The following is a 25,956-nucleotide window of genomic DNA, read 5'->3' as shown; positions in this document are numbered from 1 at the left end:
CCTGGATCCAGCTTCTGTAACGGATGCCCCGTGCCGCCATCGCGGACACGGGGCTTTCTTCGTCAGAACAGCCCGTCGTCGTCGTCATCCTCCGCGACGGCCGCCACGGCCGGCGCCGGCGCGAGGTGTGCGGGCAGATAGGCGGCGTGGACTTCGCGCTCCTGTGCCATCGTGTACAGCGCAGCGATACGCGGCAGCACATCGGCAAGGATCGTCGTCGCCGCCTCCGACGGGTCGCTCATCGCGGGCATCACGCCGAGCACGAGCGCCGCGTCGCGCATCTTGCCCCCCAGCGCCATTTCCGCGCCGATCTCATCGCCGACCGAGGCCAGCATCTCGATGATCTGCCGCGCATCGTCGCCGCCGACGCGCACCGCACCCTCGGTCCGCTGACACCCCTCGCGGATCACCGCGAGCGCATCGGACAGCTTGCTGCCCAGATCGCGATTGTCCGCCGCCGCGCGCTTTTCGACCAGCGTCGCGTTCACCGCGGCCAGCTCGTCGAGCGGCTGGCGGATTCCGCCCATCGCCTTGCCCAGCGACTGGGCGTGGACGTCCACCTCGCCCGCGACGACCGATACCGCCTTGCCGAGGTCACCATGCCGGCGGCACAGCAGTCGTGTATTGGTGGCGATGTCCTGCACGTCGAACTGCACGCGCTGCAACAGCGCCAGCCGCCCGGTCAATTCGGACACCGTCTCGCCGATCATGCCCAGCATCGCGGTCGAGCGCCGGTCGGCATCCTGCAATTGCGCGGTGATCGATGCGACCTCGCCCACCGCCTTGTCGATCTCGGCGAGGAAGGGGCGGCCGTTGCTGCCCGCGTCGTTATCGATCAGGCCCAGCAGCGCGGTCGTGTCGGGGCTCAGCGCCCGCAGCGCATCGACCAGCAGGCGCGTGTCGCGGTCGAAATCGACCGCGCTCGCCTCCAGCTGCGCCGCGAGCATCGGATGGATGACCGCACAAACCTCCATGCGCACCATGGGATCGATGGAGGGGCCCACGACCTCCAGCATCTGCAACGCGGACACGACATGCTCCAGGCGCTGGCGCGTGCTGTCGCCGACCTGCAACGCGCCCAGCATCGTCGCGACGCGCCCCTGCACCGTGCGGGCGATCGACGCCACCTGCTGCGCCATCGTGGCGGTGGTGCCCAGATGCGCGTGCAGCGCGGTGGCGTGACGCACCAGATTTTCCGGCACCGCGGGAACGACGTGTCGCGCCTCCTTGGTTACGAGGCGCCCGGCCTGCTGCACCGCGCCGACGCTGTCCTTCAGATCCTTCAGCTTGGCGAGGAAGCCTTCCAGATGCTCCTCACCCGCCGCCAGCCGATGCCCCATGCTGTCGACGAAGCCGACGAAGGCGGGCTCGCCCGACGCCGCGATCTTGATATTCAGGCCGTAAATATGGAGCACGCGCAGCGCCTGCCGCATCTCCATGATGTGATCGCGCAGCATCCGCGCCGCGCCGCTCACCCGCACCATGTCGGTGTCGCGCTCCTGCTGCACCACGGGCAGGTTGGCGAGATCGGCCGCAACCTCTTTCAGGTTGGTCACCGCGATCCCCGCGACGCTTTCGTCGAGCGCGCCGGTGACGCCATCGATCGCGGAGATGATCCGATCGATCGTTTCTATGGCTCCTGCGAGCGTGGTCCCAGCGCGTACGAAATGCGCATCCATACCCGCCGCCATCAGCGCCAGCGTCCGTTGCAGATCGCCGACGCTCTGGTCCAAGGCGTGATCGGCCGTGATGGAGGTATGCAGCATGGCCTATCCTTTGCGGGCGAGAAGAAAATGCGGAACAGGCGCGCTCATCGCGCCGTCGCCTGGAGCAGTTCGCGGGCGATATTGCCCAATGGTATGACCTTGTCGGCGGCGTTGCGGGCGATGGCTTCCTTGGGCATGCCAAACACGACGGAGGTTGCTTCGTCCTGCGCGAAAGTTCGCGCTCCTGCCTGCTTCATTTCCAGCAAACCGCGCGCGCCGTCGTCGCCCATGCCGGTCATGATGATGCCGACCGCATTGGACCCGGCATTGCGCGCCGCCGAGCGGAACAGCACGTCGACGGACGGGCGGTGACGCGACACCAGAGGCCCTTCCTTGACCGAGACGACATAGCGCGCGCCCTGTCGTTCGAGCAGCGTATGACGCAGGCCGCCCGGCGCGATCAGCACGTGGCCGCGCATCACCGTGTCGCCGTCCTCCGCCTCCTTGACGTCGACCTGGCACAGGCCGTTGAGCCGCTTGGCGAAGGCGCGGGTGAAGCTTTCGGGCATGTGCTGGACGATGACGATGCCCGGCGAATTGGCCGGCAGCGCCTCCAGCACCTCGCGCAGCGCCTCGGTGCCCCCCGTGGACGCGCCGATGCACACGACCATCTCCGTCGTCCGGCTCATCGCGCGACCGGTGGGAGGCGGCAGTACCGCATCGGCGGTCAGCTTCTGCGCCGGCGACGCCGCCCGCACCTGGCGCCGCGCGCCGAGCCGCGCCTTGGCCGCGCCCTTCACCGTCTCGCGGATCATCAGCTTGGCTTCGTTGAGATGCTCGGCGACGCCCATGCGCGGCTTGAGGATGACGTCCACCGCCCCGGCTTCCAAAGCCTGCAGCAGCGTTTCCGACCCCTCCTCGACCAGCGAGGAGCACATGACGACCGGGATCGGGCGCTGGCTCATCAACTTGCGCAGGAAGGTGACGCCATCCATCCGCGGCATTTCGACGTCCAGCGTGATGACGTCGGGCACCTCTTCCTGGATGTAGCGGGCGGCGGCGAAGGGATCGGCGGCGGCGGCGATCACCTGGATGTCGGGATCCTCGCCGAGGATCGCGGTCATGGCCTGGCGGACGCTGGCGCTGTCGTCGATGATGAGGACGCGGACGGGTTTCATATCAGCAGCGCTCGAATACGGTGTAGGACACGGTCTTCACGGGCAGATCCATGCCCGCGATCGATTCCGAATGACCCAGGAACAGATAGCCGCCGGGGCGCAGGCAGTCGCACAATCGTCGGACCACCGCCTCCTGCGTCGGCTTGTCGAAGTAGATGAGCACGTTGCGGCAGAAGATGATGTCCATCGGGTCGCCGACGGGATAATGCGTGTCCATCAGGTTCAGTCGCGCAAAGCCGATCGCGGACCGCAGTTCGGGCGCGATCCGCACCTTGGCCGCCCGCCGGTCGGTCGAGGCGGCGACGTAGCGCTGACGCATCACCGACGGCACCGGATCGACCTGCTCGGCGGGATAGATGCCGCGCCGCGCGGTCTCCAGCACCTCGGTATCGATATCGGTGGCGAGGATGCCATATTCCATGCGGTTCGCTTCGGCGAAGCGATCCAGCACCATCGCCATCGTATAGGGCTCCGCCCCCGTCGAACAGGCCGCGCTCCATGTCCGGATCCGGCGCCGACCCTGCGCGAGCATCGTCGGCAGCACCGTGCCCGCCAGAAAGTCGAAATGGCCGGGTTCGCGGAAGAAGTCGGTCTTGTTGGTCGTCACCGCATTGATCAGATGATCGATCTCGCCATTGGCGGTCGGATCGGCGAGCAGCAGGTCGCAATAGGCGTTGAGCGTCGCTGTCCCCGTGTCGCGGACGCGGCGCCGCAGCCGCCCCTCCAGCATCGTCGCTTTGGTCCGGGGCATTTTGATGCCCGTTTCGTCGTAGATCAGCGCGGCGAGACGGGTGAACCGGTCGGCGCTGAGGTGATCGAGATCGGACGGGGGAAGCGCTTTGGCGACAGCAGCCATGATGGTCGTTCCATCGACGGGAACCGGGGTCCGGGCCGTCGTCAGTGAGAGAAAGGGGGGGGGGGAGCCGCAGCGACCGCGGCTCCTCTTAGAAAGACCGACGCCGGGTCAGGCCGCGGCGGCGAGCGCGGTGGCGTCGATGTCGTCGCGGGAGAAGATCTCGGCGACGTTGATGACGACAACGAAGCCCTCGGGTTCGCGCACGACGCCCTCGATATAATCGGAGCGCCAGCGCATGCCGATGTCGGGCGCCGATTCCAGCCGTTCTGCGGCGAAGGTGGTGACCGCGAGGACGCGATCGACCACCAGACCCAGCGACACGGTGCGGTCGGCGAGCGGCACGTCGACGATCAGCACCCGCGTCGACAGCGTCGGCTCCGCAGGTGCGAGGCCCAGACGGACGCGCAGATCGACCGTCGGCACACCCTGCCCGCGCACGTCGGTCAGCCCGAGCAGCCAGCCGGGTCCGTTGGGGACCCGAAAGGCGGGGGCATAATCGAGGATTTCACGGACCAGCGTCACCGATACCGCGAACACCTCATCTCCCAGGCCGAAGGTAACGGCCTGCATCACAGTTGTGTCGCTCATGCTGCCTCTCCAAATTCCATGTCTTCGCTGTCCGGGCCGCCCTGTGTCAGGTCGAGGGCGAAGCCGCGGGCGCGAGCCTGCTGGTCGATAATCGAATTGCCCTTGGGGCGCGGGGCCGGCGCAGCCTTCTTGGCGGGCGCCGCCTTGCGGGCCGGGGCGGCCTTGCGCTGCGCGGTGGCGGCGCGGGCGACCGGCGAGGCGCGATCCTCGACCCGGAAGAAGGCGATGCTCTGCTGCAGTTCCTCGGCCTGGGCCGCCAGCTCTTCCGAGGTGGACGAGATCTGCTCGGAGGCGCCGGCATTCTGCTGCGTCACCTGGTCGAGCTGCTGGATCGCCTGGTTGATCTGGCTCGCCCCGATGTCCTGCTCGCGGCACGCGGCGCTGATCTCTGCCACCAGTTCCGCGGTGCGGCGGATATCCGGGACGAGCTTGCCCAGCATGTCGCCCGCGTCGGCGGCGGCGCTCACCGTCTCCGACGAAACTGCGCTGATTTCAGCCGCAGCGGTCTGGCTACGCTCGGCAAGCTTGCGCACTTCCGATGCGACCACCGCAAAGCCCTTGCCATGTTCGCCGGCACGGGCCGCCTCGACCGCGGCGTTGAGCGCGAGCAGGTCGGTCTGGCGGGCGATTTCCTGCACGATGCCGATCTTGTCGGCGATCGTACGCATCGCGCCCACGGCGGCATTGACGGCAACGCCGCTTGCCTCGGCATCCATCGACGACTGACGCGCGATCTTTTCGGTCTGCGCCGCATTGTCGGCGTTCTGTTTGATGTTGGCTGCCATCTGCTCCATCGACGCCGAGGCTTCCTCGGCCGCAGCGGCCTGTTCGGTCGCACCCTGCGAGACCTGTTCCGACGACGCCGACAGCTGCTGGCTGCCCGCCGCGACGTTATCCGCCGCCGCCGAAGCATCGCCCACGACGTTGCGCAGACGCTCGATCATCGACACCAGCGCCAGACCCAGGCCGTCCTTGTCCGACAGCGGCTGGTGGTTGACGGTGAGGTTGCCGCCGGCGATCTCGGTCGCCAGCGTTGCGCTCTTGCGCAGGTTGGCGGTCATGCCGTTGACGGTGTTGACCAGGTCCTTGATCTCGTCGTTGGTGTTGACCTTGACCTCCTGGTCGAGGTCGCCGATCGCCACCGCGTCCAGCGCAACGCCGATCCGCTTCAGGCCGTTCGACACGAGCAACGAAATCCAGATGGCACCTGCCACAGCGATGAGCGTGGCGATCGCCGCGACGATGATCAGCATCGTCCGCGATTCCGTGTAGAGCGCGTTGGTGTCTTTATCCGCCTGCTGCATCTGATCCTGCTGGATCGACACGAGTTGGTCGATCGTCGCGGTGAGCTCGCCCGCCACCTTGCGCGATTGCGTGATCGACAGATTGGCGGCTTCGACGTTCTTGTTGGCCAAGCCTAGTGCGCGCACGCGATCATTGACCGGCTTGAACGCTTCCCACTGGCTCTGGACCTTGAGCCACGACGGCTTACCCTGTTCGCTGGCCGTCGAGACGCCTTCGACCACGAGACCGTCGATCTTCTTGCGATGTTCGGTGATCTGGTTGTCGAACGTCCGCATCAGCGCTTCGTCGTTGGTCAGCGCGAGGTTCTTTTCGTAACGCAAGACGAAATTGACTTCGGTCGCGATCTGCTGGGCGACGCTCAGACGATGGGCCGGGCCGGAAATGACCTCGGAGATACCCTCATTGAGGCTGGCCATCCGCGTAACGCCAACGGTCACGACGGCGATCAGGGCCAAGATGAGGACACCGAATGTCGCCCCCAGTTTCATTTTAATCGTAGCACGCATGTGTTGGGTCCCCCCCGTTGAAATCAGTGGATGGAGCGCGCCGCGGCGTCGCCGTGCGCGAGGTTCAGGAAAATCGCTTCGAGATCGGGCAGCACGACGATGTCGTCGCCCTCGTGCCGGATCAGTGCGCGCACCAGATCCCGGCGCCAGCGCAGCCCCACGACGGGTGCGTCCTCGCTGGTATTCGCGTGGAACGTCGCGACCTCATGCACCTTGTCGGTACGCAGGCCGATCAACGTCGCCTCCCCATCGAGATCGAGTTCGATCACGACGATGCGGCTGTCGAGCGTCGCGCCGGTGACAGGCATGCCGAAGGCGAGACGCAGGTCGGCGAGCGGAATGATCCGCCCACGGAAGTTGAGGACATGCGCGACCAGCGGTGGCGCCCCCGGCACCGTGGTTTCGGGCATCATGTCCAGGATCTCGCGGACCAGCACCGCCTCGAGCGCGAAGCTCTGGCCGCCGAGATCGAATACCAGCACTTCGAGCTGGCCGTCATCGGTCCAGGGTATGGCCGTGGATCGGCGCGATTCATCCGGCTGCACGCAGGCTCTCCTCTTGGGGTTGGCCCGCGGCGACGAGCTGGGCGATGTCGAGGATCAGTGCGACCTCGCCATCTCCGAGGATCGTCGCGCCGGCGAAGGTGGATACGCCGCGATGCAGCGGCGACATGGGCTTGATGACGGTCTGGTGGTTCCCGATGATCTGGTCGACGACCAGCCCGACGCGGCCCTGCCCCGTCGCGACCACGACGATCTTCTGATAGGGATCGGGCTTCGTGCCGCTGGCGAACAGTTCGCGCAGGCGCAGGAACGGCACCAGCTTTTCGCGCAGCGTGATGAGGCTGCGGCCGCGATGGCGCATATCGTCCTCGAGGCTCAGCTCCAGGCATTCCTCGACCGCGGTCAGCGGAATGACGTAGCGGCTGGCGCCGACGCGGACGAGCAGGCCGTCGATGATGGCGAGCGTCAGCGGGATGCGTAAGGAGATCGTCGATCCCTGCCCGTCGACCGACTGGATGTCGATCGTGCCGCGCAGCCCCTCGATCGTGCGCTTCACCACGTCCATGCCGACGCCGCGGCCCGACAGGTTGGTGATCTGCGCCGCGGTCGAGAAGCCGGGCGCGAAGATCAGCTGCAGCAGCTCCTGATCGGACAGCACCTGATCGGGCTGGATCAGGCCGTTTGCCTCCGCCTTGGCGCGGACGCGGGCGCGATCGATGCCGCGGCCGTCGTCGCGAATGGTGATCACCACCTCGCCGCCGCTCTGATGCGCGCCAAGGCGGACGGTGCCCGCCTCCGGCTTGCCTGCGGCGACGCGCTGTTCGGCGTTTTCCAGGCCATGGTCGCAGCTGTTGCGGACCAAATGGACCATCGGATCGAACAGGCGCTCGATGACGGTCTTGTCGACTTCGGTCGCCTCGCCTTCGGTGACCAGCACGATATTCTTGCCCGTGTCGCGCGCCAGATCGTGGATCAGGCGGCGGAAGCGGCCGAACAGGCTGGCGACCGGCACCATGCGCAGCACCATCATCGTGTCGCGGAGCTCGCCGGCGAGCCGCTCGATCTCTTCGGAGACGGAGCGGAGCACGAGGTCATGGCCATGATGCGCCAGCTGCGACAGGCGGCTTTGCGCGATGACCAGCTCGCCGACGCGATCCATCAGCGAATCCAGCCGTGCGGCGGGAACGCGGACGCTTTCGTCGGCCTTCACCGGCGTACGCGCGGCGGCGGCATCGTTGGCCGCGGCGGGCGGCGCAGCGGACGGCGCCACTGCCTCCACAATCGCTGCCGGGGCAGCCTCTTCTACCGCAGCCGGCTCGGCCGCATCGGCGATCGGCGTGACCGTCAGCTCCATGTCGTCCATCACGAAGATGAAGACATCGTCGATCGCATCGCGGCTGACGTCGCCCATCAGCGTGACGTCCCAGCCGATGTGACAGTGCGTCGGATTGAGCTCCGGCAGCGGCGGCACCTGATCGGTCAGCGCGACGACGGTGCAGCTGCCCAGCTCGCGCAATTCGTCGAGCAGCATCAGCGGATTGGTGCCATTCGCCATCGAATCGGGCGGCAGGCGGAAGCGGATGTTCCAGCCGGCGACCTGTGCGACGGCGGCGGTTGCCGAAGCAGGCGCCGCCGGGGCGGCGTTCTTTGCGGGGGCCGCGGCACCGCCGGAGGCGGCGTCCACCGCCTCTTGCAGCGACGCCAGGATCGCGGCGCCTTCGCTTTCGGAGGCGTTGCCCTCGACCAGCCCGCGCATATGGTCCTGTGCCGACAGGATCACGCCGACCAGCGCGGGCGTCGCAGGCACCTGGCCCTTGCGGACGCGATCGAAGGCGGTTTCGCAATGGTGGGTGAAGCCGGCGAGCGCGTCGAAGCCGAACATCGCGCCCGAGCCCTTCAGCGTGTGCAGACCGCGGAACACCGCATTGACGAGGTCCATGTCGCCGAGCCGGTGGGTGAGATCGAGCAGCCCCTGTTCGACCTGATCGAGCAGCTCGCCAGCCTCCACGCGGAAGGCGGCGATCGGATCGTCGGCGCTCACTGCCCCAGCACCTTGCGGGCGACCTTCACCAACTGGTCGGGCACGAACGGCTTGACCAGCCATCCGGTGGCACCGGCCGCCTTGGCCTGGTTCTTCATTTCGGGATCGGATTCGGTGGTCAGGAAGATGATCGGCACACCCGCCTGCGACGGATTCTTCCGGATTTCCTTGATCATCGTCAGCCCGTCCATGTTGGGCATGTTGAGATCGGTGACGATCATGTCGAAGCGGGTCGCATTGGCCTTCGTCAGGCCATCGACGCCATCGGACGCTTCGGTGACGGTATAGCCCGCGCCGGTCAGTGCGATGCGGATCGCCATGCGCAGGCTGGCGGAATCATCGACGGCAAGAATGGAAGCGCTCATTGTGGCAGGTCTCCGTGGAACCAGAAATCGAGGTCGTCGGGCGTCATCGCGTCGGTGAAGCCGGCGCGGCCCAGCAAGGCCGCAAGCGGACCGGCGGCCGGCGCCGACAGGCGGACGCTGCCGCCGCCGACGCGCGCCTGCGCACGGGCGCTTTCGACGAGCTGCAAAAGGCTGAGATCGGGTGCTGCGACCTGCGACAGGTCGAGCGTCAGCGGGCCTTCCCCTCCCTGCTGGCACTGCCCGATCGTCAGGGCGAAGTCGTGTATCGACGCCATCGTCAGCGACGATGGCGCAGTTGGGATGCTAGTCATGTCGGTGCCCCCTTGGCTGATTAGGCCAATTAGGACTTAACGGTTAATGTCCATTTAAGACTGAGTGGCCGGCGGCACTTCGACGAAGTAAAAAATTCGCGCCGCAAAGGTTTTTCTACTCAAAATGGCGTTTTAAGGTAATGCTAGCTGTCATACCTCAGTAAACAGCGCGCCAAATGAGGTTTATAACCCATAGATTGGGCTGGATTTTATTTAGTCAGTAGCACGGGCTGATACAGATCAATAGATGTCCCGCCGATACCGGCCTGTTTCCAGCATCATCTCCAGGCACGTGTCACCCAGTATCGACGCCAACGCCTTATGGACGTCGCCCGCCATGCCCTGAAGGCTGCCGCAAACGTAGATCGCCGCGCCGTCCGCCACCGCCTGGACGATGATCCCCGCGTGTGCCGTCAGCGCATCCTGAACGTAGCGGGGGCTACTGCCCAGGCGGGACCATGCGACATGCTCCACCGTCAGCGTATTGCTGTCGCGCAGCGCGGCACGCTCCGCGGCATGATAATCGTCCTGCGCCGGGTGGCGTTCGCCCCAGAACAGCCACACCGGACCGCCGCCGGTCGCATGCCGGTGGCGTGCGTGCGCGAGCAATCCGGCAAGGCCCGTGCCGTTCCCGATCAGGATCAGCGGCGTCGCTTCCGCCTGCGGCGCGTGAAACGCCGGGTTGCTGCGGACGCGCGCGCGTACGACGCCCCCGATCGGCGCGCCCTGCGTCAGCCAGCCCGATCCCAGCCCCGGCAGTCCGTCTGCGGCAAGACAGTGGCGCACGATCAGCTCGACGCGGCCCGACGGCGCGATCGAGGCGATCGAATAGTCGCGATGTGCGAGCGGCGGCAGCGATTCGGGATCGAGGACGCCAGCATCGACATCCGGCAGGATCCGGGTCGCTAGCCATGCGCGCAGCTCGGGCGTATCGTTCCAGCCCATGCGCTGCAGAACGGCCGCGACCCGCCGCGGGTCGTGCTGCGGCAGGATTTCGACGATATCGCCCGCCGCCCAGTCAACCGGCGCGTCCATCGGTTCGAGAGCGACATGCCACGTCGCACCGCCGCTGCTGCCCGGATTGAGCAGGCGCCGCTCGATCAGCCGCCAGTCGCCCATCGGCGCCGGTGCCCAGTCGGGCTGATCGGTGCGTGCGCCGAGGGCGCCAAGCTGCTGCTGCCATTGGCGTTGCGCGTCGGCTGCGTCACCGTCCATCTCGATACAATCGAACAGCCGGGTCGCACCGCCCGTATGCAGCCAGCGATCGATGCGATGACCGAAGGCGCAGAAATCCGGATATTCGCGATCGCCGAGCGCCAGCACCGCATAATTGAGGTGCGACAGGTCGCCGGAGCTTTGCGTGAGGCGCCGGGCAAAGGCGCGCGCCGTGTCGGGGGGCTCGCCCTCGCCATAGGTGCTGGCGACCACGAAGAGGCGCGAGGCGCGGGCCAGCGCCGCCTCGTCCAATGCCGACAGCGGCGTGGCAACCGCATCGGGCAAGGCCTGCGCGGTCAGGCGCGCGATCCGTTCGGCCGTCCCGGTCTGCGACGCATACGCGACCAGCGTCCGCGCATCGTCTGGCACGATCATAAGCGAATCGTCCGCCATCACCTCGGCGAGCGCGGCCTTGCGACGGCGCCGGGCCAGATAGAGCAGGAAACCGGTAATCGTGAACAGCGGCATCGTCAGACTGGCGAGCGTCATCGCCAGCCGGCCCGCCAGACCGAAATACGCGCCGCGATGGATTTCATAGATGCCGAAGACGATGTCCTGCCCCCAGCTCCGCTGCGCATAGGGGGTGTAGGTCGTCACCCTGCTCGTGCGCGCGTCGATCGTCACCTCATCCGACACGCGGTCGTGCCGTGCATCGGGCAGTTTCGCGCGGAATTCGACCTTGCCCTCGCGCGCCGTCGCCGTCACCGTGGCATAGGATCGGCCCGCCGTGGCGCGGTCGAACGCCGTCCAGGCGGCGCGCCAGTCGACGGGCGCATCGGCCTTGCCCTTACCCTTGCGCTCTGCCGCGGCGCCCACTTTGCCGCCGGGCTGTTCGGCGACAAGCAGATGCCGCACACCGGTGCGATACCAGTCGTACGACCACCACAAGCCCGTGCTGGCGCTGATCAGGTAGAACAGCACCACCCATCCCCCGACGACGGCATGCAGCGCGCGGTACAGGTTGCGCCCGGTGCGCCGCAGGTCGAGCACGAACCAGTTGCGCCAGTCGAGCGGGCGGCGCGGCCAGCGCAGATACAGGCCGGACAGCGCGAAGAAGATCAGCGCCAGCGCGGAAAAGCCCGTGATCTGCCGCCCGATTCCTTTGCCGCCGCCGGGCAGGGCGAGCCAGCGGTGCAGATTCTCCACGGTGTCCAGGACGGCTTCGCCACGCGGTGTGCCGAGCATCCGACCCGTCACGGGATCGAGATAGGTGACGTGACGCGTCTTCGACGGTCCCGTCGTATAGCTCGCCATCGCGGCGCGAGTGGGATCGCGCTCGACCACCAACCGGCCGATCCGGGCATCGGGCCGTTGCGCCTGGAACCGGGCGACAAGATCGGGCGCGGACAGACGCGGTCCCGGTTGCGGCGTGACGGTGACGATGCCGGGATTGATCGCCGCGATAATCTCCGGCGAGAAGCTGATCATCGCGCCGGTCACGCCCATGACCGCCAGCACCAGGCCCGCAGTGATCCCCAGAAACCAGTGGATCTGAAACAGGACCCTGCGCGTCATCCGGCTCTTTCGTTCCGCTGTTGTTATTGCGATTTAGTTGCGTTAGCGGGCGGATTCTCAGGGGTCAATGACGCGGCGGTGTTAAGCGACTGTGCCGGTGAGGGTTCAAGCGCAGCCGCTCGAAATGACCGCGCGGGCGCAAGATATCGGAATTGCGGGTGAACATGCAGCCACCCAGTTGATCGACGTCGACGACGACCGCGTGCTCGATTGGCAGATCGCGGTCTTCCGAAGCGATGGCAGTCCCCACGCTCCCTCCCGCGCCGACGCTGACGCTTGGCGGGGGACGCATTCTCGATCCGCCACCGTCAGCTTTCGACGAGCTCGACGACCTCGAAATCGTAGCGGGTCCAGCCGCGCTGCCGGGCGGCGTCGGCGGTGGCGGCGCGTTTGCCGTTCGCCTCGCGCAGCGAATTGCTATGGCCCCAGAACACTTCGGTGCCGCCCGCCTCGGTCACCGCGACGATCCGCCAATAATGGGTGAAGGGCGCGGCGGTTGGCCCGATCGTCTTCACATAGCCATCGGGCAGAGTGGCGGTCAGCAGCCGCTTGCGCTTCGCCATGGCGCGTGGCTCAGGCGGCGGTGGCCGGCAGCACGACGGATGCCGGCGCCGACGCCAGGCTGGCAGCCAGCTCGGCATTGCGGAACGGCTTGGTCAGACGCGGGATGTCGGGGTCGATCCCCTCCTCCTCCGCATAGCCCGACACGATCAGCACGGGCAGGCCGGGCCGCAACCGGCGGATCTCGCGCGCCAGCTGGGCGCCGCTCATCCCGGGCATCAAATGGTCCGACACCAGCACCGCCGGCTCCAGCCCGCTATGGATCAGCCGCAGGCCCTCCTCCGCCGACGACGCCTCGACCACGTCATAGCCGAGATCGGCAAGCATGTCGGCGGTGCTCATCCGCACCAAGTCCTCGTCGTCGATCAGCAGCGCGATGCCGAGACGCTTGACGACGTGCGTCACCTCGATCGGCGGCTCGTCGTCAAGCGCCGCGGTCGCGCTGATCGGCAGCCACAGGCTGATCGTCGTGCCCGCGCCCGGCGCGCTTTCGATCGTCAGGCCGCCACCAAGCTGCGCGGCCAGGCCATGCACCATCGACAATCCCAGCCCGGTGCCCTTGCCGACGCCCTTGGTGGAAAAGAACGGCTCGATCGCGCGGCGCAGCGTATCGGCATCCATGCCGACGCCGGTATCGCTGACGCTCAGCCGCACGTAATGGCCGCGCGGCAGGGCACGATCGTCGAGCGCCGCCACGCTTTCACGCCGTGCGCTGATCCTGAGTTCGCCGCCGTCGGGCATGGCGTCGCGCGCGTTGACCGCCAGGTTGAGCAGCGCCATTTCCAGCTGGTTGAGATCGGCGCGGGCGGGCGGCAGATCGGACAGGTCGACCCGCACGTCGATCATCGGGCCCAGCGTTGCCGCCATCAGACCCGCCATATTCTCGACCACGCGCTCGACATCGATCGCGGTCACCTGCAACGGCTGGCGCCGCGCGAAAGCGAGCAGGCGCTGCACGAGCGTCTTCGCGCGCTCCGCCGATTGCAGCGCGCCCTCGATCAGCCGTTGTTCGCGTTCGGTGCCGACGCCCTTGCGCACCAGCAGGTCGAGCGAACCGATGATCGGGGTGAGCAGATTGTTGAAATCGTGGGCGACGCCGCCGGTCAGGCTGCCCATCGCCTCCATCTTCTGGCTCTGCCGCAACGCCTCACGTGCGGTTTCCAAATCCGCCTCGCGCGCCTTGGCATCGCTGAGATCACGGCCGATCGCGACAAAATTCACGCCGTCCGCTTCGGGCGAGACGGTCCATTCGATATGCTTCCAACCCCCGTCGCGCGTGGCGATCCGGTTTTCGAACCGGGCCGGGCGACGCGTTTGCGCCATGTCGGCGATCGCGGCCGTCGTGTGCGCCACATCCTCGGGGTTCATGATGCTGATGTAGCTACGGCTGAGCAGCTCCGCTTCGCTCCAGCCCAGCACCTGCGTCCAGGCCGGGCTGACGGCGGACATCATCCCCACATAATCGGCGCGCGCCAGCATATCCTGCGACAGCGTCCACAATCGGTCGCGCTCGGCGACGCGCGCGGCGACCTGTTCCTCCAGCGTTTCGTTGAGCTGGCGCAGCCCCTCTTCGGCGCGGGCCCGCTCGATCGCGGTCTTGACGCGTTCGGCGACGTCCTGGACCAGCGCGATCTCCGCCGCCGTCCAGACGCGCGGCGTCGCCGACTGCGCGGCCAGCACACCGACATATTCGGTCTCGTCGAACACCACGACATCGATGAAGGCGGCGACCCGGCGCTCCGCCAGCCCCGCGCGCGCGTCCAGGCTCAGCCGCTCGTCGCCGGGAATGTCGCAGGCGACGATCGGCTGCCCTGAGCGATAGGCCTTGAGCAAGTCCGGCCCGAAGGATTCGAGCGAATGCAGGCCGGCGATCGAGGGCACGCCCCGACAGTGATCACACGGCACCGTCATCCAGCCGCTATCGGCGATTTCGGCGTAGAAGGTGCGATCGGCGTCCAGCCATTCGGCCAGCCGTTCGGAGGCGAGCGCATTGATCGCTTCCCGCGTGCTCAGCCCGCGCAGCGCATCGGACAGGGACAGCAGAAAGGCGGTACGACGCTGGGCCGCGACGCGTTCGGTCGTGTCCGCCAGGACGCAGATGACGCCGCCCGGCGTGCCGCTTTCGTCGAGCACCGGCGAATAATCGAGGTCCATCCACACGCGCTCGGGCGAACCGTGACGATAGAGCGTCAGCTTCTGGTCATGATAATGCAGCGTTCCGCCCGACAGGCAGACGCGCATGACATTGTCGTTGAAGTCGGCGACCTCCGGCCAGCCCTCACGGACTTTCGATCCCAACAGCTGCGGATGCCGGCCGCCGGCAAAGACCGAATAGGCGTCATTGTACAGCATGACGCCGTCTTCGCCCCACAGCATCACGATCGGGACCGGCGAGCGGAGCAGCAATGCCGTCGCCGTACGCAGGCTTTGCGGCCAGTCGCCGATCGGTCCCAGCGGCGTCGCCGACCAGTCACGCTCTCCAATCAGCGCGCCGCATGCCCCTCCGCCGGTCAGGAAGTCCTGTCCGGTGGCGCGGTTAGGGACCTGATCGACGTCCGCCATGAAGTAGTAGCTCATTCCACATCGGGTAACGCACCACCCTGAATGTCGGGTCATTGCGTCGCCACCTTCTTTTTACACTAGACCAATATCGACCCACTGCAAAGCGGGCGCCTTGTGGACGCCCATCGACGCCGGACCGCCCATTACCCGATCCCCGCACGACTCGTCGCCGGTCAGGCTCGGTTCAGCCTGTTCGTGATAGGTTCGGAGCATGAAAAAGCCCCTGCTCCTCGTCGGCGTCGCCCTCGCGCTGACCACCGCCGCGGCCTCCGCCGCCAAGCCGCAACCCACGCCGGACGAGCAATTGCAGACCGCGCTTGCCGGACGCGTCGCCGGCAAGCCGACGAGCTGCATCAACCTGGCCAGCGTCACCTCTACCCGCATCATCGACGGCAAGGCGATCCTGTATCGCGTCGGCGGACGCCTCTACCTCAACGAACCGCGATCGGGTGCGCCGTCACTGCGCGACGACGACATTCTGGTCACCAACACCATCGGATCGCAATTGTGCAGCATCGACACGGTCCGCCTGGTCGATCGTGCCTCGCAATTCCCGCGCGGCTTCGTCTCGCTGGGCGATTTCGTCCCCTATACGATGCCCGCCAAGGACACGCTGCGCTGATGGTATCGGGGGGCGTCCCGCGTTAGGGGGCGGGATGGACCTCGATGACCAAATGCGCCGCTATTTCGGCACCGCCGACCTCGATGCGGTGCCGCCGGCGGCCTATGACGCCGGGATCGAGCGAATGCAGGTCGATCTCGGCCTCGAAACCGATCGCGCGCGACGGTTCGCCTTGTGGACGTTGCTGCACATGCTGGGCGCGGCGCCGGCGCTCGACATCGTCTTTCCCGACGCTGCCGACCGCGATGCCGCGCGCAACTGGATGGAATTGACCGAGCGGCTCGCGGACGCGGCTACATCGCCGCCACGCGACTGAGCCGCGACACGCCGCGCTCGTCGAACGCCTCCACCGCGACGTAATAGCGCTGGCCCACGGTCAGCGCGCGGAGCGGCAGCGTTGCCGCCTCGCCATGCGCGACGCGGTCGGCAAAAACCTGATAGGTCAGCGCCAGACGATCGGGCCGGATTCCCCAGCGCACATTATAGCCGACGGCGCCCGGCACGCGCCGCCAGCGGATCGTCGCATCACGCGTGTCCGCCGCCCGCGTCGCCGCAAGCAGATCCGGCGCGCCCGGCGGCGGGCCATCGGCATTGCCGAACACGCGCAGGTCGCTGATCGCGAGGTGCGCGCCCCCGATATGGCCGTGGACGTAGCGGACGTAGCGGGTGCGTGCCGGCTGCGGCAGCTCGATATAGGCGTTGGGCCGGTCGCGACGCGGCCCCTCCGTCGTGGCGAGCGGCCGCCATGTCCGGCCGTCGAGCGACTGTTCCAGTCGAAACTCGGTATAGATATCCGGCGCGTCACCGAAGCGGCCCGCTTTGTAGTCGGCGAAGTTGACCTGCACCGCACGCACCGTCTTCGCGGCGCCCAGATCGACGGTCAGCGTCGCGCCCGTCGCCTTGCTCGGCGACAGCCAGAAGGTGCGCGGGTTTTCGTCGGTCGCCTGGTCCGGCGCGAAGCCGGGAACGCTGGCGCTCGCCGTCGCGGGCTTGCGATAGGACAGCAGCATCCAGCCGATGAACAGCGCATCCGGATCGGTGAAGCGGCGCGTGGGCATGCGCTGCGGAAAGTCGCCGAAGCGCGTCGACACGCGCATCTGCCCGTCCGCGTCGAACACCGTCGGCCACATCCCGATCCGCCGCTCGAACGTCCAATTGTAGCCGATCCACGGCGTACCGGTATTCCACCAATTGCCGTTCAGATCCTGGAACGTATTCCCGTGCCCTGCCCCCTGCACGAACCCGCCGGGCTTGTAGCCGACGGGGTTGTAGGCGGCGTAGGTGAACGGCCCCATCGGCGACGTGCCGACATAGGTGCCCGTGGCATAGGCGTTATATTCGGTGCCGGGCGCGCCATATTGCAGATAGTAGCGGCCGCCGACCTTGGTCATCCAGGCCCCCTCCATGAAGGGCTTGATCGGCGTGCCGTTCGGCAACGTGCCGCTATGGTCCTGGCCGAACCGTTCCCAGCCATGATGATCGGGATCGAGCAGGATGAACGATGTGCGGGGCGTGCCATAGGTAATCTTGCCGTCGGCGAAGCGGACCGGCGCGCCATAGATCGGAAAGACGTTCGACGAGTTCCAATAGAGATACCAGCGCTTGTCGTCGTCCTGGAACAGGTCGGGGTCCCACGGGCCCGGCGGCACCTGCCCCGGCTTGATCGTGTCCTCCAGCCCCGATTTCACCGCGCCGGGCAGCGGCGGCATGCGGCGGACGAAATAGTCGATTTTGCCGCTCGCCGGGTCTTCGGTGCTGTAGATCGTGCCCTGCGTCGTCATCGACGGCATGATGAGCAGGCGCTGGCCGTCCGACGTGACGGCGGGCGCGACGATCCCTTCGGCCGGCCAGCGGCTCGGCGTGATGAAGTGCCACGTGAGGAGGTCGGTCGATCGCCAATATCCGTCGGCGAGCGTCAGGAACAGGTAATAGGCGCCCTTGAACGGCACGATGACGGGATCGGCGCCGGTGCGGTACGACACGCCCTCATTCACCTGCTCGAAATTGTAGCGATAGTCGATGTCGACCGGATTGGCGTAGGTCTGCGGCGTCGCAGCCGCCAGGATCGAGAGCAGCAGGGTCATCGGTGCGCCTGTACGAAGAGGTTGGTGGTCAGCCGCCCGACGCGCGGGTCGGCGGACAGCGGCATGTCGGCGGGGATGATGCCCGAATGGAGCAGGCAGCCCTGATAGAGGACGACGCGGTCCCGCTTCGCCGCCACCGCGCCGATCTGGTCGAACGCGGCGTTGCTGGCATTGGTATAGCCCGACAGCAGAGCGCTATCGCGGCGGGCGGCGGCGATGAAGGCGTCGCGGTTGCCGGCATCGACCCGCTCGATCCCGGTGCTGCGCTGGCGATAGAAGGCGGTGCCGCTGCCCGGCGTATCGGACAGATAGTGGAGCACGGCGAGATAGCCCGGATCGACCGCATCGAAATGCGGCGCGCGTTGCGCCGGTGACAGCGTCGCGGGCGGCGCCGTGACCATCGAGAAGCTGCCCTCGATCCAGTCGAAGCCCTCGACGTCGAACGCCCCGCCGATGAAGGGTGCCAGCGCCTGGAGCAGCGCGGTCGCATAGTCATGCGCCGCGCCGTCCGCCGGCGTCAGCACCCGCCGTACGCCGGGATAATAGCTGCCCGCCACCGCCGGAAACGGCGCCAGCGTCGCGGCCAGATCGACGATCCTGCCGACATCGCCGACGACATCGTCGACCACGACGACGGGAATGTCGCTGGCCCCGACCCGGATCAGCCGCGGCGTCATGCGAACGCCGCGGACACGCAGGCAGACGCGGGGATCGTCACGACCCCCGCCCCCGTCGGATCAGAAGCTGAACTTCGCACCGACCTGGAACGACCGCGGAACACCCGTGGTGCCGTCGCCGTCGTTCTTCTTGATCGGGTTGGTGCCCGATCCGGCGCCCCAAGCCGAATAGTTGCGGTTGATCGAGTCGAACAGGTTGAAGGCAGCGAAGCTGACCTCCAGCCCGCGACCCCAGGGCAGGTTGAACGTCTTCGAGATGCGGGCATCGACACTGCCGTAGCCGACGACTTCACCCGGCCAGAACACACCGCCGAAGTTGCCGTAGCAGCAGGCGTTCTCCGGCTTGTTGGCCGGGAAGATGACCTGGCCGAACGACGGACCCGAGCTGAACGTGCCGGTCAGCGAGACCTTCGTATCCCACGGGCCGCGCGCAATGCCGGTGCCGACGAAGCGCCACTTTTCGACGCCCGCGACATAGTTCATGCCATAGGCACCGAAGCGCGGTGCGTTGTACAGTTCGTCGCCCTGCAACTCCTGCGGCACGTTCGAGCGTGCGCGCTGCAGCGTCAGCGTCGAGGTGAAGCCCCACCTCGACCCGGTCACGAACGGCTTTTCCGCAGTGAAGTAGATCGCGGTGTAATAGGCCTTGCCGTCGTTCGAGCCGATGTTCAGCTTGCCCGAATAGCCCGGCAACTGGCCCGACTCTGGGAAGCCGTCTTCGATCCATTGGTCGCCCTGCGTGGTGTACAGGCCGTTGGGCAAGCGGTTGCCGCGCACGAACTTGAAGATGTTGTGGCTGCGGACGTGGCTGAACGTCACCGCCGTTTGGATCCCGCCGAAGCGCTTGCGCACGCCGAAGTTGAACTGATCCGAATAGGGCAGCTTGGTGTCGTTGTTGAGCAGCCACACGTCACCACCCAGACCCGAAGCGGTCACCGCCGAGCGCAGGCCATCGACCGTCTTCAGCGACGCATTGTAGGCGAGATAGTTGTTCGGCAGCACACCCTTGTTCGAATCACGCGCCTGCGCACAGGTCGGCTGGCCAGCACCGTCGCAGAAATAGACGGTCGGGGCCGATTGGTAGATCGCCTTCACCGTTTCGATGCCCGCCGTGATGAACAGCGGACGGTCGTAATAGCGACCAGCACCAGCGAACAGGATGGTGTCGCGATCGCCGTACACGTCGTACGACACGCCGAGACGCGGCTGGAATGCCTTCCAGTAGGGCTTACGGTTGTTGCCGGTAGAGATATAGTCCTCGGGGTTGATCCCCGCGGCCTTCCAGCCCTGATAGTTACGCAGCGCAGTCGCGATACGCGCGGGGGTTACGAAGTTCTCGTTCTTGGCGTTGCTTTCATAGTCCCAGCGAATACCGGCATTGATCGTCCAATGCTCGTCGGGCGACCAATCGTCCTGCAGGAACAGGCCCACCTGCGTGTTGTTCGCGGTCGCGGCGCGCACTGGCACCGTCGTCACCGAGCCCGCAAACGGAGTCGATGCATCGAAGGTGCTGTAGGACGGCGCGGCAAAGAAGAAAGTGCCGTTGCTGCGCGAATCCTCAGTCCGGCCGTATTTGTTGAAGGCTACGCGAACGCCGCCCTTCACGATGTGCTTTTCACCGAAGAAGGTGACGTTGTTCTTGATCGTCCAGCTCTTCTGATCGTCGGACTGCTGGAACGACGCTCCGCCAAGCGCCGCCTGCGTATCGGTCGACGCGCCGACACCAACCGGCCCGGATGCCGGCCCCTGCGACAGAATGATTTCCGGCCCCGAGCCAATGCGCGGAGTGCCGTTGAAAACCTTCTGATACGCGCCGGTAAACTCGTTCAGGAACCCATCGCCGCGGTGGGTCCATTCCAGCTGATAGGTGTCGTTGTTGCTCGTCAGTAGGCGGCCGTGCTCAGGCACCGACGTTCCGCCAAAGTCCGACAGGTTGCTTTCGCGACGCAGGAACGCGCTGGCGTTGATCGTGTCCTTGTCGCCCGCGAACAGGGTCAGCTTACCGAAATACAGGCGCTGCTTGAAGCTCTGCGGATAAGTACCGTTGAACTGGCTCGCGATCGACTGTGGCACGTTGGGTACAACGGTGCCGTTGTCGAGGGTACGCGTGGTCTGCAGGTTAACCGCCGTCGAAGGCAGCTTCTGGTCCGTCGCCTCGAACGCGCCGTAGAAGTGCAGCACGTCCTTGATGATCGGACCGCCCAGATCGCCGCCATATTGCTTGCGATCGTAATCCGCTTTCGGGCGGCCCTGGCGGTTGTTCGTCTTGCCGGGCCGATCGAAATACGGAATGCCGATGAAGGCCTTGGGCTGCCATTCGCCGAAGATGTCGCCGTGGAAGCTGGTGCCGCCGGTCTTCGTCACCGCGCTGATGATTGCGGAGCCGGCCTGTTCGTATTCCGCCTTGAAGTTCTGCGTATCGACGCGGAATTCCTGCACGGCCAGCTGCGGGAAGGGATTGCCGCGGCTGAAGTTCTGGCCGGCGATACCGCCGTGGTTGACGGGATTCTTTTGGCTGAGGCCGTCGATGAAGACGTTGATGTTGTCGGCGCTGACCGCACCGGCCTGCACCTGGCGGCTGCCCGGCGAGTTCGAGATCGCGACGCCCGGCGCGAGCGCGGCAAAGTTCAGGAAGTTGCGATCGTTCTGCGGCAGGCTGTCGATCTGCTGCGTCGACACGTTGGTCGACACGATCGCCGAGCGGACTTCCTGCCCGCGGCGACCCGTGACGACGATGTCGGTGCCCGTACCTGCGTCCGTGCCGGCGGTATCTGCCACAGGCGCCGCCGCACCGATGTCGAAGGTTACGACCTGACCGACCGGAATGACCAGCTGCTCGGCGGGCAGACCGGTCGCCTCAACGCGATAGGTGCCTGGGCGCAGACCCGCGATGGTGTAGCTGCCGTCGGCGTTGACGCGGCCGCTGATGCGCTGGCCGGTATTCACGTCGGTCGCAGTAACGGTCGCGCCTGCCTGCGCACCGGTCACGCGGCCGCGCAGCGTCGAGTTGATCTGCGCCATCGCCGGCGCGCTGATGACCAGCGTTGCGGCGAGGGCCGCTGCCGAAATGCCGCGCCCGAAGCGCGCACGATGAATCCTGGATGCCATTTCAAACCCCTCCACGTCGGTCCCATCGCCCCGTTTTTGCTCCCGTGGAAACCGCCGACGCGCGACGGCTCCACGGATCGCGGAGGGCGTATGGAACCGGTTACTCGCCCGCGTAACCGGTTACAACCGCCTGTCTGACGCGCCGGTCAGGATCGGTTCATTATCCGCCGGATTGTTGCTTGCGTGTCACAGTCGGTGGCGGGCGGAGCCCGCTCAGCCGACTTTGGGCGCCTGGCAGTGGCGCGCGATGAAGGCTTCGTGCGTCGGCAGGCCGGCGGCGACATCGGCGACCACGTCCTCGACATCCTTCAGAAAAGCGGTGGTGTGTTCGGCGGGAATCATGTCGACCATCGGGTCGTGATGCGCCTGCAACCCCTGCCCGATCAGCACCTGCACCCAGCTTTCCTCGCGGAACAGTTCGGCCTTGGCATGCATGAAGAACCGGCCCGAGGACCGGAACAGCTCCAATCGCTCGGTCAGGCTGTCGGGCACGGCCATGTGCTTCAGATAGCGCCAGAACTCCGTGTCCTCGCGGCTCGTCACCTTGTAGTGCGCGATGATGAAGTCGCGCACGTCGCGATATTCGAAATCGGTCTGGCGATTGTATTCGTCGGTGTCGGCGGCGTTGAAGCCGCGCCCCGGGAACAGCGCGATCAGCCGCAGGATGCCGGTCTGGATCAGATGGATGCTGGTCGATTCGAGCGGCTCGAGAAAGCCGCCGGCCAGACCCAGCGCGACGACGTTCTTCTCCCATGCGCGGTGGCGCTTGCCGGGGCGGAAGCGGACGGGGCGCGGATCACCGAGCGCGGGCGTGTCGAGATGTTCGAGCAGCGTCGCCGCCGCCGCCTCGTCCGACACGAAGCGGCTGGCGTAGACATGGCCGTTGCCGGTGCGATGCTGCAACGGGATGCGCCATTGCCAGCCGGCCGCGTGCGCGGTCGCGCGCGTATACGGCGTCAGCGGCCCCGTCCCGCGCGCGCTCGGCACCGCAAGGGCTCGGTCGCACAGCAGCCACTCGCTCCAGTCTTCATAGCCCACGCCCATCGCGTCGCCGATCAGCAGGCCGCGCATGCCGGAGCAGTCGACGAACAGGTCGCCATCCACCGTGCGCCCATCGGCGAGCACGACATGGTCGAGAAAGCCGTCACTGCCACGGCGGTTGGCGGCGACGATGCGTCCTTCGATCCGCTCGACGCCCGCCGCCTCTGCCCGACCGCGCAGGAAGCGCGCGAACAGCGAGGCATCGAAATGATAGGCGTAATCGATGTCGGCGATCGGCGATTGCGGATTGCTGGGGTCGGGCATCGCGAAGCGGTTCATCCGCGCCGCCAGCGTGTTGAGCGCATAATGATCGAGGTGCTTCGCCCGCCCTGCCGCACGCTCCTTCAGCCAGAATTGGTGGCAGTGCAGCCAGTACAGGTCCTGCCCGATCTTGCCGAAGCCATGGATATAGCTGTCGCCGGGCGCGCCCCAGTTGCGGAATTCGATGCCGAGCTTGAACGTCGCCTGCGTCGCGCGGACCATCTCGAACTCGTCGATGCCGGCGAGGCCGTTGAAAGTGCGGATCGCCGGGATGGTCGCTTCGCCGACGCCGATCGTGCCGATCTCTTCCGATTCGATCAGGCGGATCGTGTAGGCGCCGAGCGTCAGGCGTGACAGCAGTGCCGCAGCCATCCAGCCGGCGGTGCCGCCGCCGACGATCGTGATCGTCTTGAGCGGGGGATTGGGATGGGCGTCGGTCATCGAAGGCTCGCTCAACATAGTACGTCCCAATAGCCGTCATCCCCGCGCAGGCGGAGATGACAGGCGGGCTATTCTCACCCCAGCCATCCCCCGGTGAAGCCCGCCCGCTGCAAGCCGCGGCGGATCGTGGGCGAGCGGCGCATCACGCGCCACACACCCTCGTCGCGGGTGTTCGCGATGGCGCCGGCGATCGCGCCCTGGTCGATGCCCAGGTAATCGCGCGCCACCCAGCCGCTCTTGGGGTCGACCGATCCCGTCTCCAGCTTAACGTCGGTATAGCGGAACGAGGGGTTGAAGCTGTCGAGGAACCCGTATTTGCCATACAGGTGCGGCCAGCGCTGCATCGCGTTCGCCGCAGGTACGCAAATCTCGGGCGCGAAGGCGAGGCTGCCCAGCGCCGCGGTCGGCGCGATCGTGCCGTCGTCGCGCTCGTCGGGCTGGCCGAGCGGTCCGCGCGCGGCATAGCCGAAGAACTCTGCGGTCCGCCCCTTGAACGGCAGCTGGAAATTGCCGGGGCCATCGCAGGCGGTCAGGCCCCAGATGTCGCGCGAATAGCCGTCCCAGCGCATCGGATTGGCGATGCAATAGGCGCGATTGGCATAGGTCGCGCGGCGGCTGTTCTCGAAATAGTCGAAGCCCGCGGCCCGCATCGTCGCATCGCGGATGCCGCGGAAGTCGATCCACATCTGGCTGTATTGATGGCCGAACAGCGGCGCGAAGGCGAGGTGCCGCGTGTCCCCCTGCCCGCGCCAGAAGGCGGGATAGGTCTGCGCCCAGGCGTCCCACGCCCCGTCGGCAAGCGACCGGCCGCGGCTGCCGAGGCCGACGACATAGACCATCATCCCCTCGTTATACCCGTCCCACGCGCGCTCGATGAAGCCCTTGCCGGGATGCCAGCCCATCGACACGGTGCCGCGCGCATTGGTGAACCACGGCCAGTCGGCCCGATCGGTGATCGTTTCGGCGAGCTGGCGGATCTCCGCCTCCACCGGGTCGGCCTGATCGTACCAGGCACCGGCGAACAGGATGCCGAGGAACAGCAATGTCGTGTCGACGCTGGACAGCTCTGTATCGCGATACCGCTGCCCGGTTTCCATATCGAGGAAGTGGTAGAAGAAGCCCTTGTTCCCGGTCATGCCGGTCGCCGCATCGCCCTGCGGCGCGGTCGCGAAGAAGCGTAGCGTCGTCAGTGTCAGGTCGCGGGCTTCTTTGCGGGTGATCCAGCCACGCTCCACCCCGACCGGATAGGCCGTCAGCGCGAAGCCGACCGCGGCGATGCTGGCGAAGGACGGCGTCGGCCAGCGGTCGGGCACCAGCCCGTTCTTGCGATTGGCGAGGTCCCAGAAATAGCGGAAGGTGCGCTGTTCGAGGTCGCCGAACCATGCCGGCAGCGTGGTTGCGGCAGGGGCGGCCAGCGCGTGGCGGGGCAGCGCACTCGCGGCGGCGGCAAGCGGCGCATGGCGCAGCAGCGCGCGGCGATCGAGAGACAGGGTCATGACGTGAGGGCTTCCGTGGTGGTGCGGATGACGAGATCGGTGGCGACGACCTGTGTGTCGGGGGTCAGCGTGCCGCCCTCCAGCGCGTCGATCAGCCGCGCGACGGCCCGCGCGCCCATTTCGGCGAGCGGCACGCGCATGGTGGTGAGGCCGAGATACCGCGCGAGCGGAATGTCGTCGAAGCCGGTGACCGCGACGTCGCCCGGCACCGACAGGCCCTGTTCGCGCAAGGCCGCGAGCACGCCCAGCGCCATCATGTCGTTGGCCGCGACGATACCATCGAACGCGACGCCGCGCGCGCGCAGCATCGCAACCGCTGCCGCGCCCGAATCCTCGCGAAAGTCGCCCTCGATCACCACCGGTTCGATGTCGGGCGCGTGGCGCGCCATGGCCGTGAGGAACCCCTCGCAGCGTTCGCGCGCGTCAATATTGCCCGCAGGCCCGCCGACATGGACCAGCCGCCGCCGCCCGGTCGCGGCGAGGTGCGCGACGACCGTCGCGATCCCTTCGGCATTGGCGATGCGGAAGCCGGCGCGCCCTGCCCCGTCGAGCGAATTGACCAGCACCGCCGGCACGCCGCCCGGCAGCGCCTCGCGCAAGCCCTCCGCATCCAGCTGCGGCGCCATGACGATCAGCCCGTCGACACGCCCGCGCATCGATCGCATCGCCTGCGCGGCCAGTTCGGCATCGGCGTGCATGTTGGACAGCAGCAGGTGATAGCCGCGCGCGCCGACCTCACGATCCATGCCGCGCACGATTTCGGAAAAGAACTCGCCGTGCAGGTCGGGCAGCACCACGCCGATCGCATGGCTGCGCGCCAGCGACAGGCTGCGCGCGCCGGCGTGCGGCACATAGCCCAGCGCCTTGGCCGCCGCGAGCACGCGGGCGCGCGTGTCGGGATGGACACTGCTATGGCCGTTCAACGCACGTGAGACAGATGCGACCGATACTTCAGCGACTTGCGCGACGTCGCGGATCGTGGCCGATGCCGACTTCAACCCTTGTCCTCCCCCT

21 protein-coding genes are annotated in these 25,956 nt (G+C 66.9%); 2 read left to right on the top strand and 19 right to left on the bottom strand.

All coding sequences use genetic code 11. The features are described 5' to 3' along the window. Positions 1 to 62: 62 nt before the first annotated feature. The 13 genes from ACP690_RS09040 to ACP690_RS08980 form a co-directional block, all read right to left on the bottom strand. Positions 63 to 1,766, bottom strand: a complete 1,704-nt coding sequence (locus ACP690_RS09040) for a hypothetical protein (protein ID WP_426260884.1) — start codon at positions 1,764 to 1,766, stop codon at positions 63 to 65. A 44-nt stretch (positions 1,767 to 1,810) separates the two neighbouring features. Beyond that, a complete protein-coding gene (locus ACP690_RS09035) occupies positions 1,811 to 2,884 on the bottom strand; it encodes a protein-glutamate methylesterase/protein-glutamine glutaminase (RefSeq protein WP_147036844.1) in 1,074 nt (357 codons plus the stop codon). 1 nt (position 2,885) lies between these two features. Continuing rightward, positions 2,886 to 3,740 carry a CheR family methyltransferase gene (locus ACP690_RS09030; RefSeq protein WP_426260883.1) on the bottom strand — a complete coding sequence of 285 codons (855 nt, stop codon included), beginning with the start codon at positions 3,738 to 3,740 and terminating at the stop codon, positions 2,886 to 2,888. A 108-nt stretch (positions 3,741 to 3,848) separates the two neighbouring features. Then, positions 3,849 to 4,328, bottom strand: a complete 480-nt coding sequence (locus ACP690_RS09025) for a chemotaxis protein CheW (RefSeq protein WP_043059177.1) — start codon at positions 4,326 to 4,328, stop codon at positions 3,849 to 3,851. After that, the gene (locus ACP690_RS09020; RefSeq protein ID WP_426260882.1) at positions 4,325 to 6,139 is read right to left on the bottom strand and encodes a methyl-accepting chemotaxis protein; all 1,815 of its coding nucleotides are present in this window, start codon (positions 6,137 to 6,139) and stop codon (positions 4,325 to 4,327) included. Before ACP690_RS09020 ends, ACP690_RS09025 begins: the two co-directional genes overlap by 4 nt. A 23-nt stretch (positions 6,140 to 6,162) precedes the next feature. Beyond that, positions 6,163 to 6,684, bottom strand: coding sequence for a chemotaxis protein CheW (locus tag ACP690_RS09015; protein WP_147035121.1), 522 nt, complete (start codon positions 6,682 to 6,684; stop codon positions 6,163 to 6,165). Continuing rightward, complete coding sequence (locus ACP690_RS09010) at positions 6,671 to 8,683, bottom strand: chemotaxis protein CheA (protein ID WP_426260881.1); 2,013 nt, start codon at positions 8,681 to 8,683, stop codon at positions 6,671 to 6,673. The genes ACP690_RS09015 and ACP690_RS09010 overlap by 14 nt, the downstream gene beginning before the upstream one ends. Continuing rightward, positions 8,680 to 9,048, bottom strand: a complete 369-nt coding sequence (locus tag ACP690_RS09005; RefSeq protein ID WP_017979769.1) for a response regulator — start codon at positions 9,046 to 9,048, stop codon at positions 8,680 to 8,682. Before ACP690_RS09005 ends, ACP690_RS09010 begins: the two co-directional genes overlap by 4 nt. Next, on the bottom strand, positions 9,045 to 9,359 hold the full coding sequence (locus ACP690_RS09000; protein ID WP_226341841.1) for an STAS domain-containing protein: 315 nt from the start codon (positions 9,357 to 9,359) through the stop codon (positions 9,045 to 9,047). Before ACP690_RS09000 ends, ACP690_RS09005 begins: the two co-directional genes overlap by 4 nt. Before the next feature lie 240 nt (positions 9,360 to 9,599). Beyond that, positions 9,600 to 12,089 (bottom strand): PepSY domain-containing protein, encoded by a 2,490-nt coding sequence (locus ACP690_RS08995; protein WP_426260880.1) that lies wholly within the window; start codon positions 12,087 to 12,089, stop codon positions 9,600 to 9,602. Between the two features lie 64 nt (positions 12,090 to 12,153). After that, positions 12,154 to 12,339 (bottom strand): hypothetical protein, encoded by a 186-nt coding sequence (locus ACP690_RS08990; RefSeq protein WP_426260879.1) that lies wholly within the window; start codon positions 12,337 to 12,339, stop codon positions 12,154 to 12,156. Positions 12,340 to 12,397: 58 nt separating this feature from the next. Beyond that, positions 12,398 to 12,652 carry a hypothetical protein gene (locus ACP690_RS08985; RefSeq protein ID WP_426260878.1) on the bottom strand — a complete coding sequence of 85 codons (255 nt, stop codon included), beginning with the start codon at positions 12,650 to 12,652 and terminating at the stop codon, positions 12,398 to 12,400. 10 nt (positions 12,653 to 12,662) lie between these two features. Continuing rightward, the gene (locus ACP690_RS08980) at positions 12,663 to 15,227 is read right to left on the bottom strand and encodes a PAS domain S-box protein (RefSeq protein ID WP_426260877.1); all 2,565 of its coding nucleotides are present in this window, start codon (positions 15,225 to 15,227) and stop codon (positions 12,663 to 12,665) included. Positions 15,228 to 15,423: 196 nt separating this feature from the next. Here ACP690_RS08980 and ACP690_RS08975 point away from each other — a divergent pair, with 196 nt between their 5' ends. Both ACP690_RS08975 and ACP690_RS08970 read left to right on the top strand, forming a co-directional pair. Then, complete coding sequence (locus ACP690_RS08975) at positions 15,424 to 15,834, top strand: hypothetical protein (protein WP_294212404.1); 411 nt, start codon at positions 15,424 to 15,426, stop codon at positions 15,832 to 15,834. Between the two features lie 34 nt (positions 15,835 to 15,868). Then, the gene (locus tag ACP690_RS08970) at positions 15,869 to 16,150 is read left to right on the top strand and encodes a hypothetical protein (protein ID WP_017979776.1); all 282 of its coding nucleotides are present in this window, start codon (positions 15,869 to 15,871) and stop codon (positions 16,148 to 16,150) included. Here ACP690_RS08970 and ACP690_RS08965 read toward each other — a convergent pair. The 6 genes from ACP690_RS08965 to ACP690_RS08940 all read right to left on the bottom strand — a co-directional run bounded on the left by ACP690_RS08965 (position 16,128) and on the right by ACP690_RS08940 (position 25,940). After that, positions 16,128 to 17,918: a discoidin domain-containing protein gene (locus tag ACP690_RS08965; RefSeq protein ID WP_426260876.1), complete on the bottom strand. Its 1,791-nt coding sequence runs from the start codon at positions 17,916 to 17,918 to the stop codon at positions 16,128 to 16,130. The two genes, ACP690_RS08970 and ACP690_RS08965, sit on opposite strands and share 23 nt — an antisense overlap. Next, positions 17,915 to 18,595: a DUF6445 family protein gene (locus ACP690_RS08960; protein ID WP_426260875.1), complete on the bottom strand. Its 681-nt coding sequence runs from the start codon at positions 18,593 to 18,595 to the stop codon at positions 17,915 to 17,917. The genes ACP690_RS08965 and ACP690_RS08960 overlap by 4 nt, the downstream gene beginning before the upstream one ends. A 60-nt stretch (positions 18,596 to 18,655) precedes the next feature. Then, entirely contained in the window at positions 18,656 to 21,703 is a 3,048-nt protein-coding gene (locus tag ACP690_RS08955; protein ID WP_426260874.1) for a carboxypeptidase regulatory-like domain-containing protein, read from the bottom strand. A gap of 213 nt (positions 21,704 to 21,916) precedes the next feature. Next, on the bottom strand, positions 21,917 to 23,464 hold the full coding sequence (locus tag ACP690_RS08950; protein ID WP_426260873.1) for a tryptophan halogenase family protein: 1,548 nt from the start codon (positions 23,462 to 23,464) through the stop codon (positions 21,917 to 21,919). Positions 23,465 to 23,520: 56 nt separating this feature from the next. Continuing rightward, positions 23,521 to 24,942 carry a glucoamylase family protein gene (locus ACP690_RS08945; RefSeq protein WP_426260872.1) on the bottom strand — a complete coding sequence of 474 codons (1,422 nt, stop codon included), beginning with the start codon at positions 24,940 to 24,942 and terminating at the stop codon, positions 23,521 to 23,523. Next, positions 24,939 to 25,940 carry a LacI family DNA-binding transcriptional regulator gene (locus tag ACP690_RS08940; protein WP_244056257.1) on the bottom strand — a complete coding sequence of 334 codons (1,002 nt, stop codon included), beginning with the start codon at positions 25,938 to 25,940 and terminating at the stop codon, positions 24,939 to 24,941. The genes ACP690_RS08945 and ACP690_RS08940 overlap by 4 nt, the downstream gene beginning before the upstream one ends. Between the last annotated feature and the right edge of the window lie 16 nt (positions 25,941 to 25,956).

It is taken from the genome of Sphingomonas sp. DC4900 (assembly GCF_049896485.1).
Lineage (GTDB): Bacteria > Pseudomonadota > Alphaproteobacteria > Sphingomonadales > Sphingomonadaceae > Sphingomonas > Sphingomonas aquatilis.
This window is presented reverse-complemented; position numbering and strand designations above follow the sequence as displayed.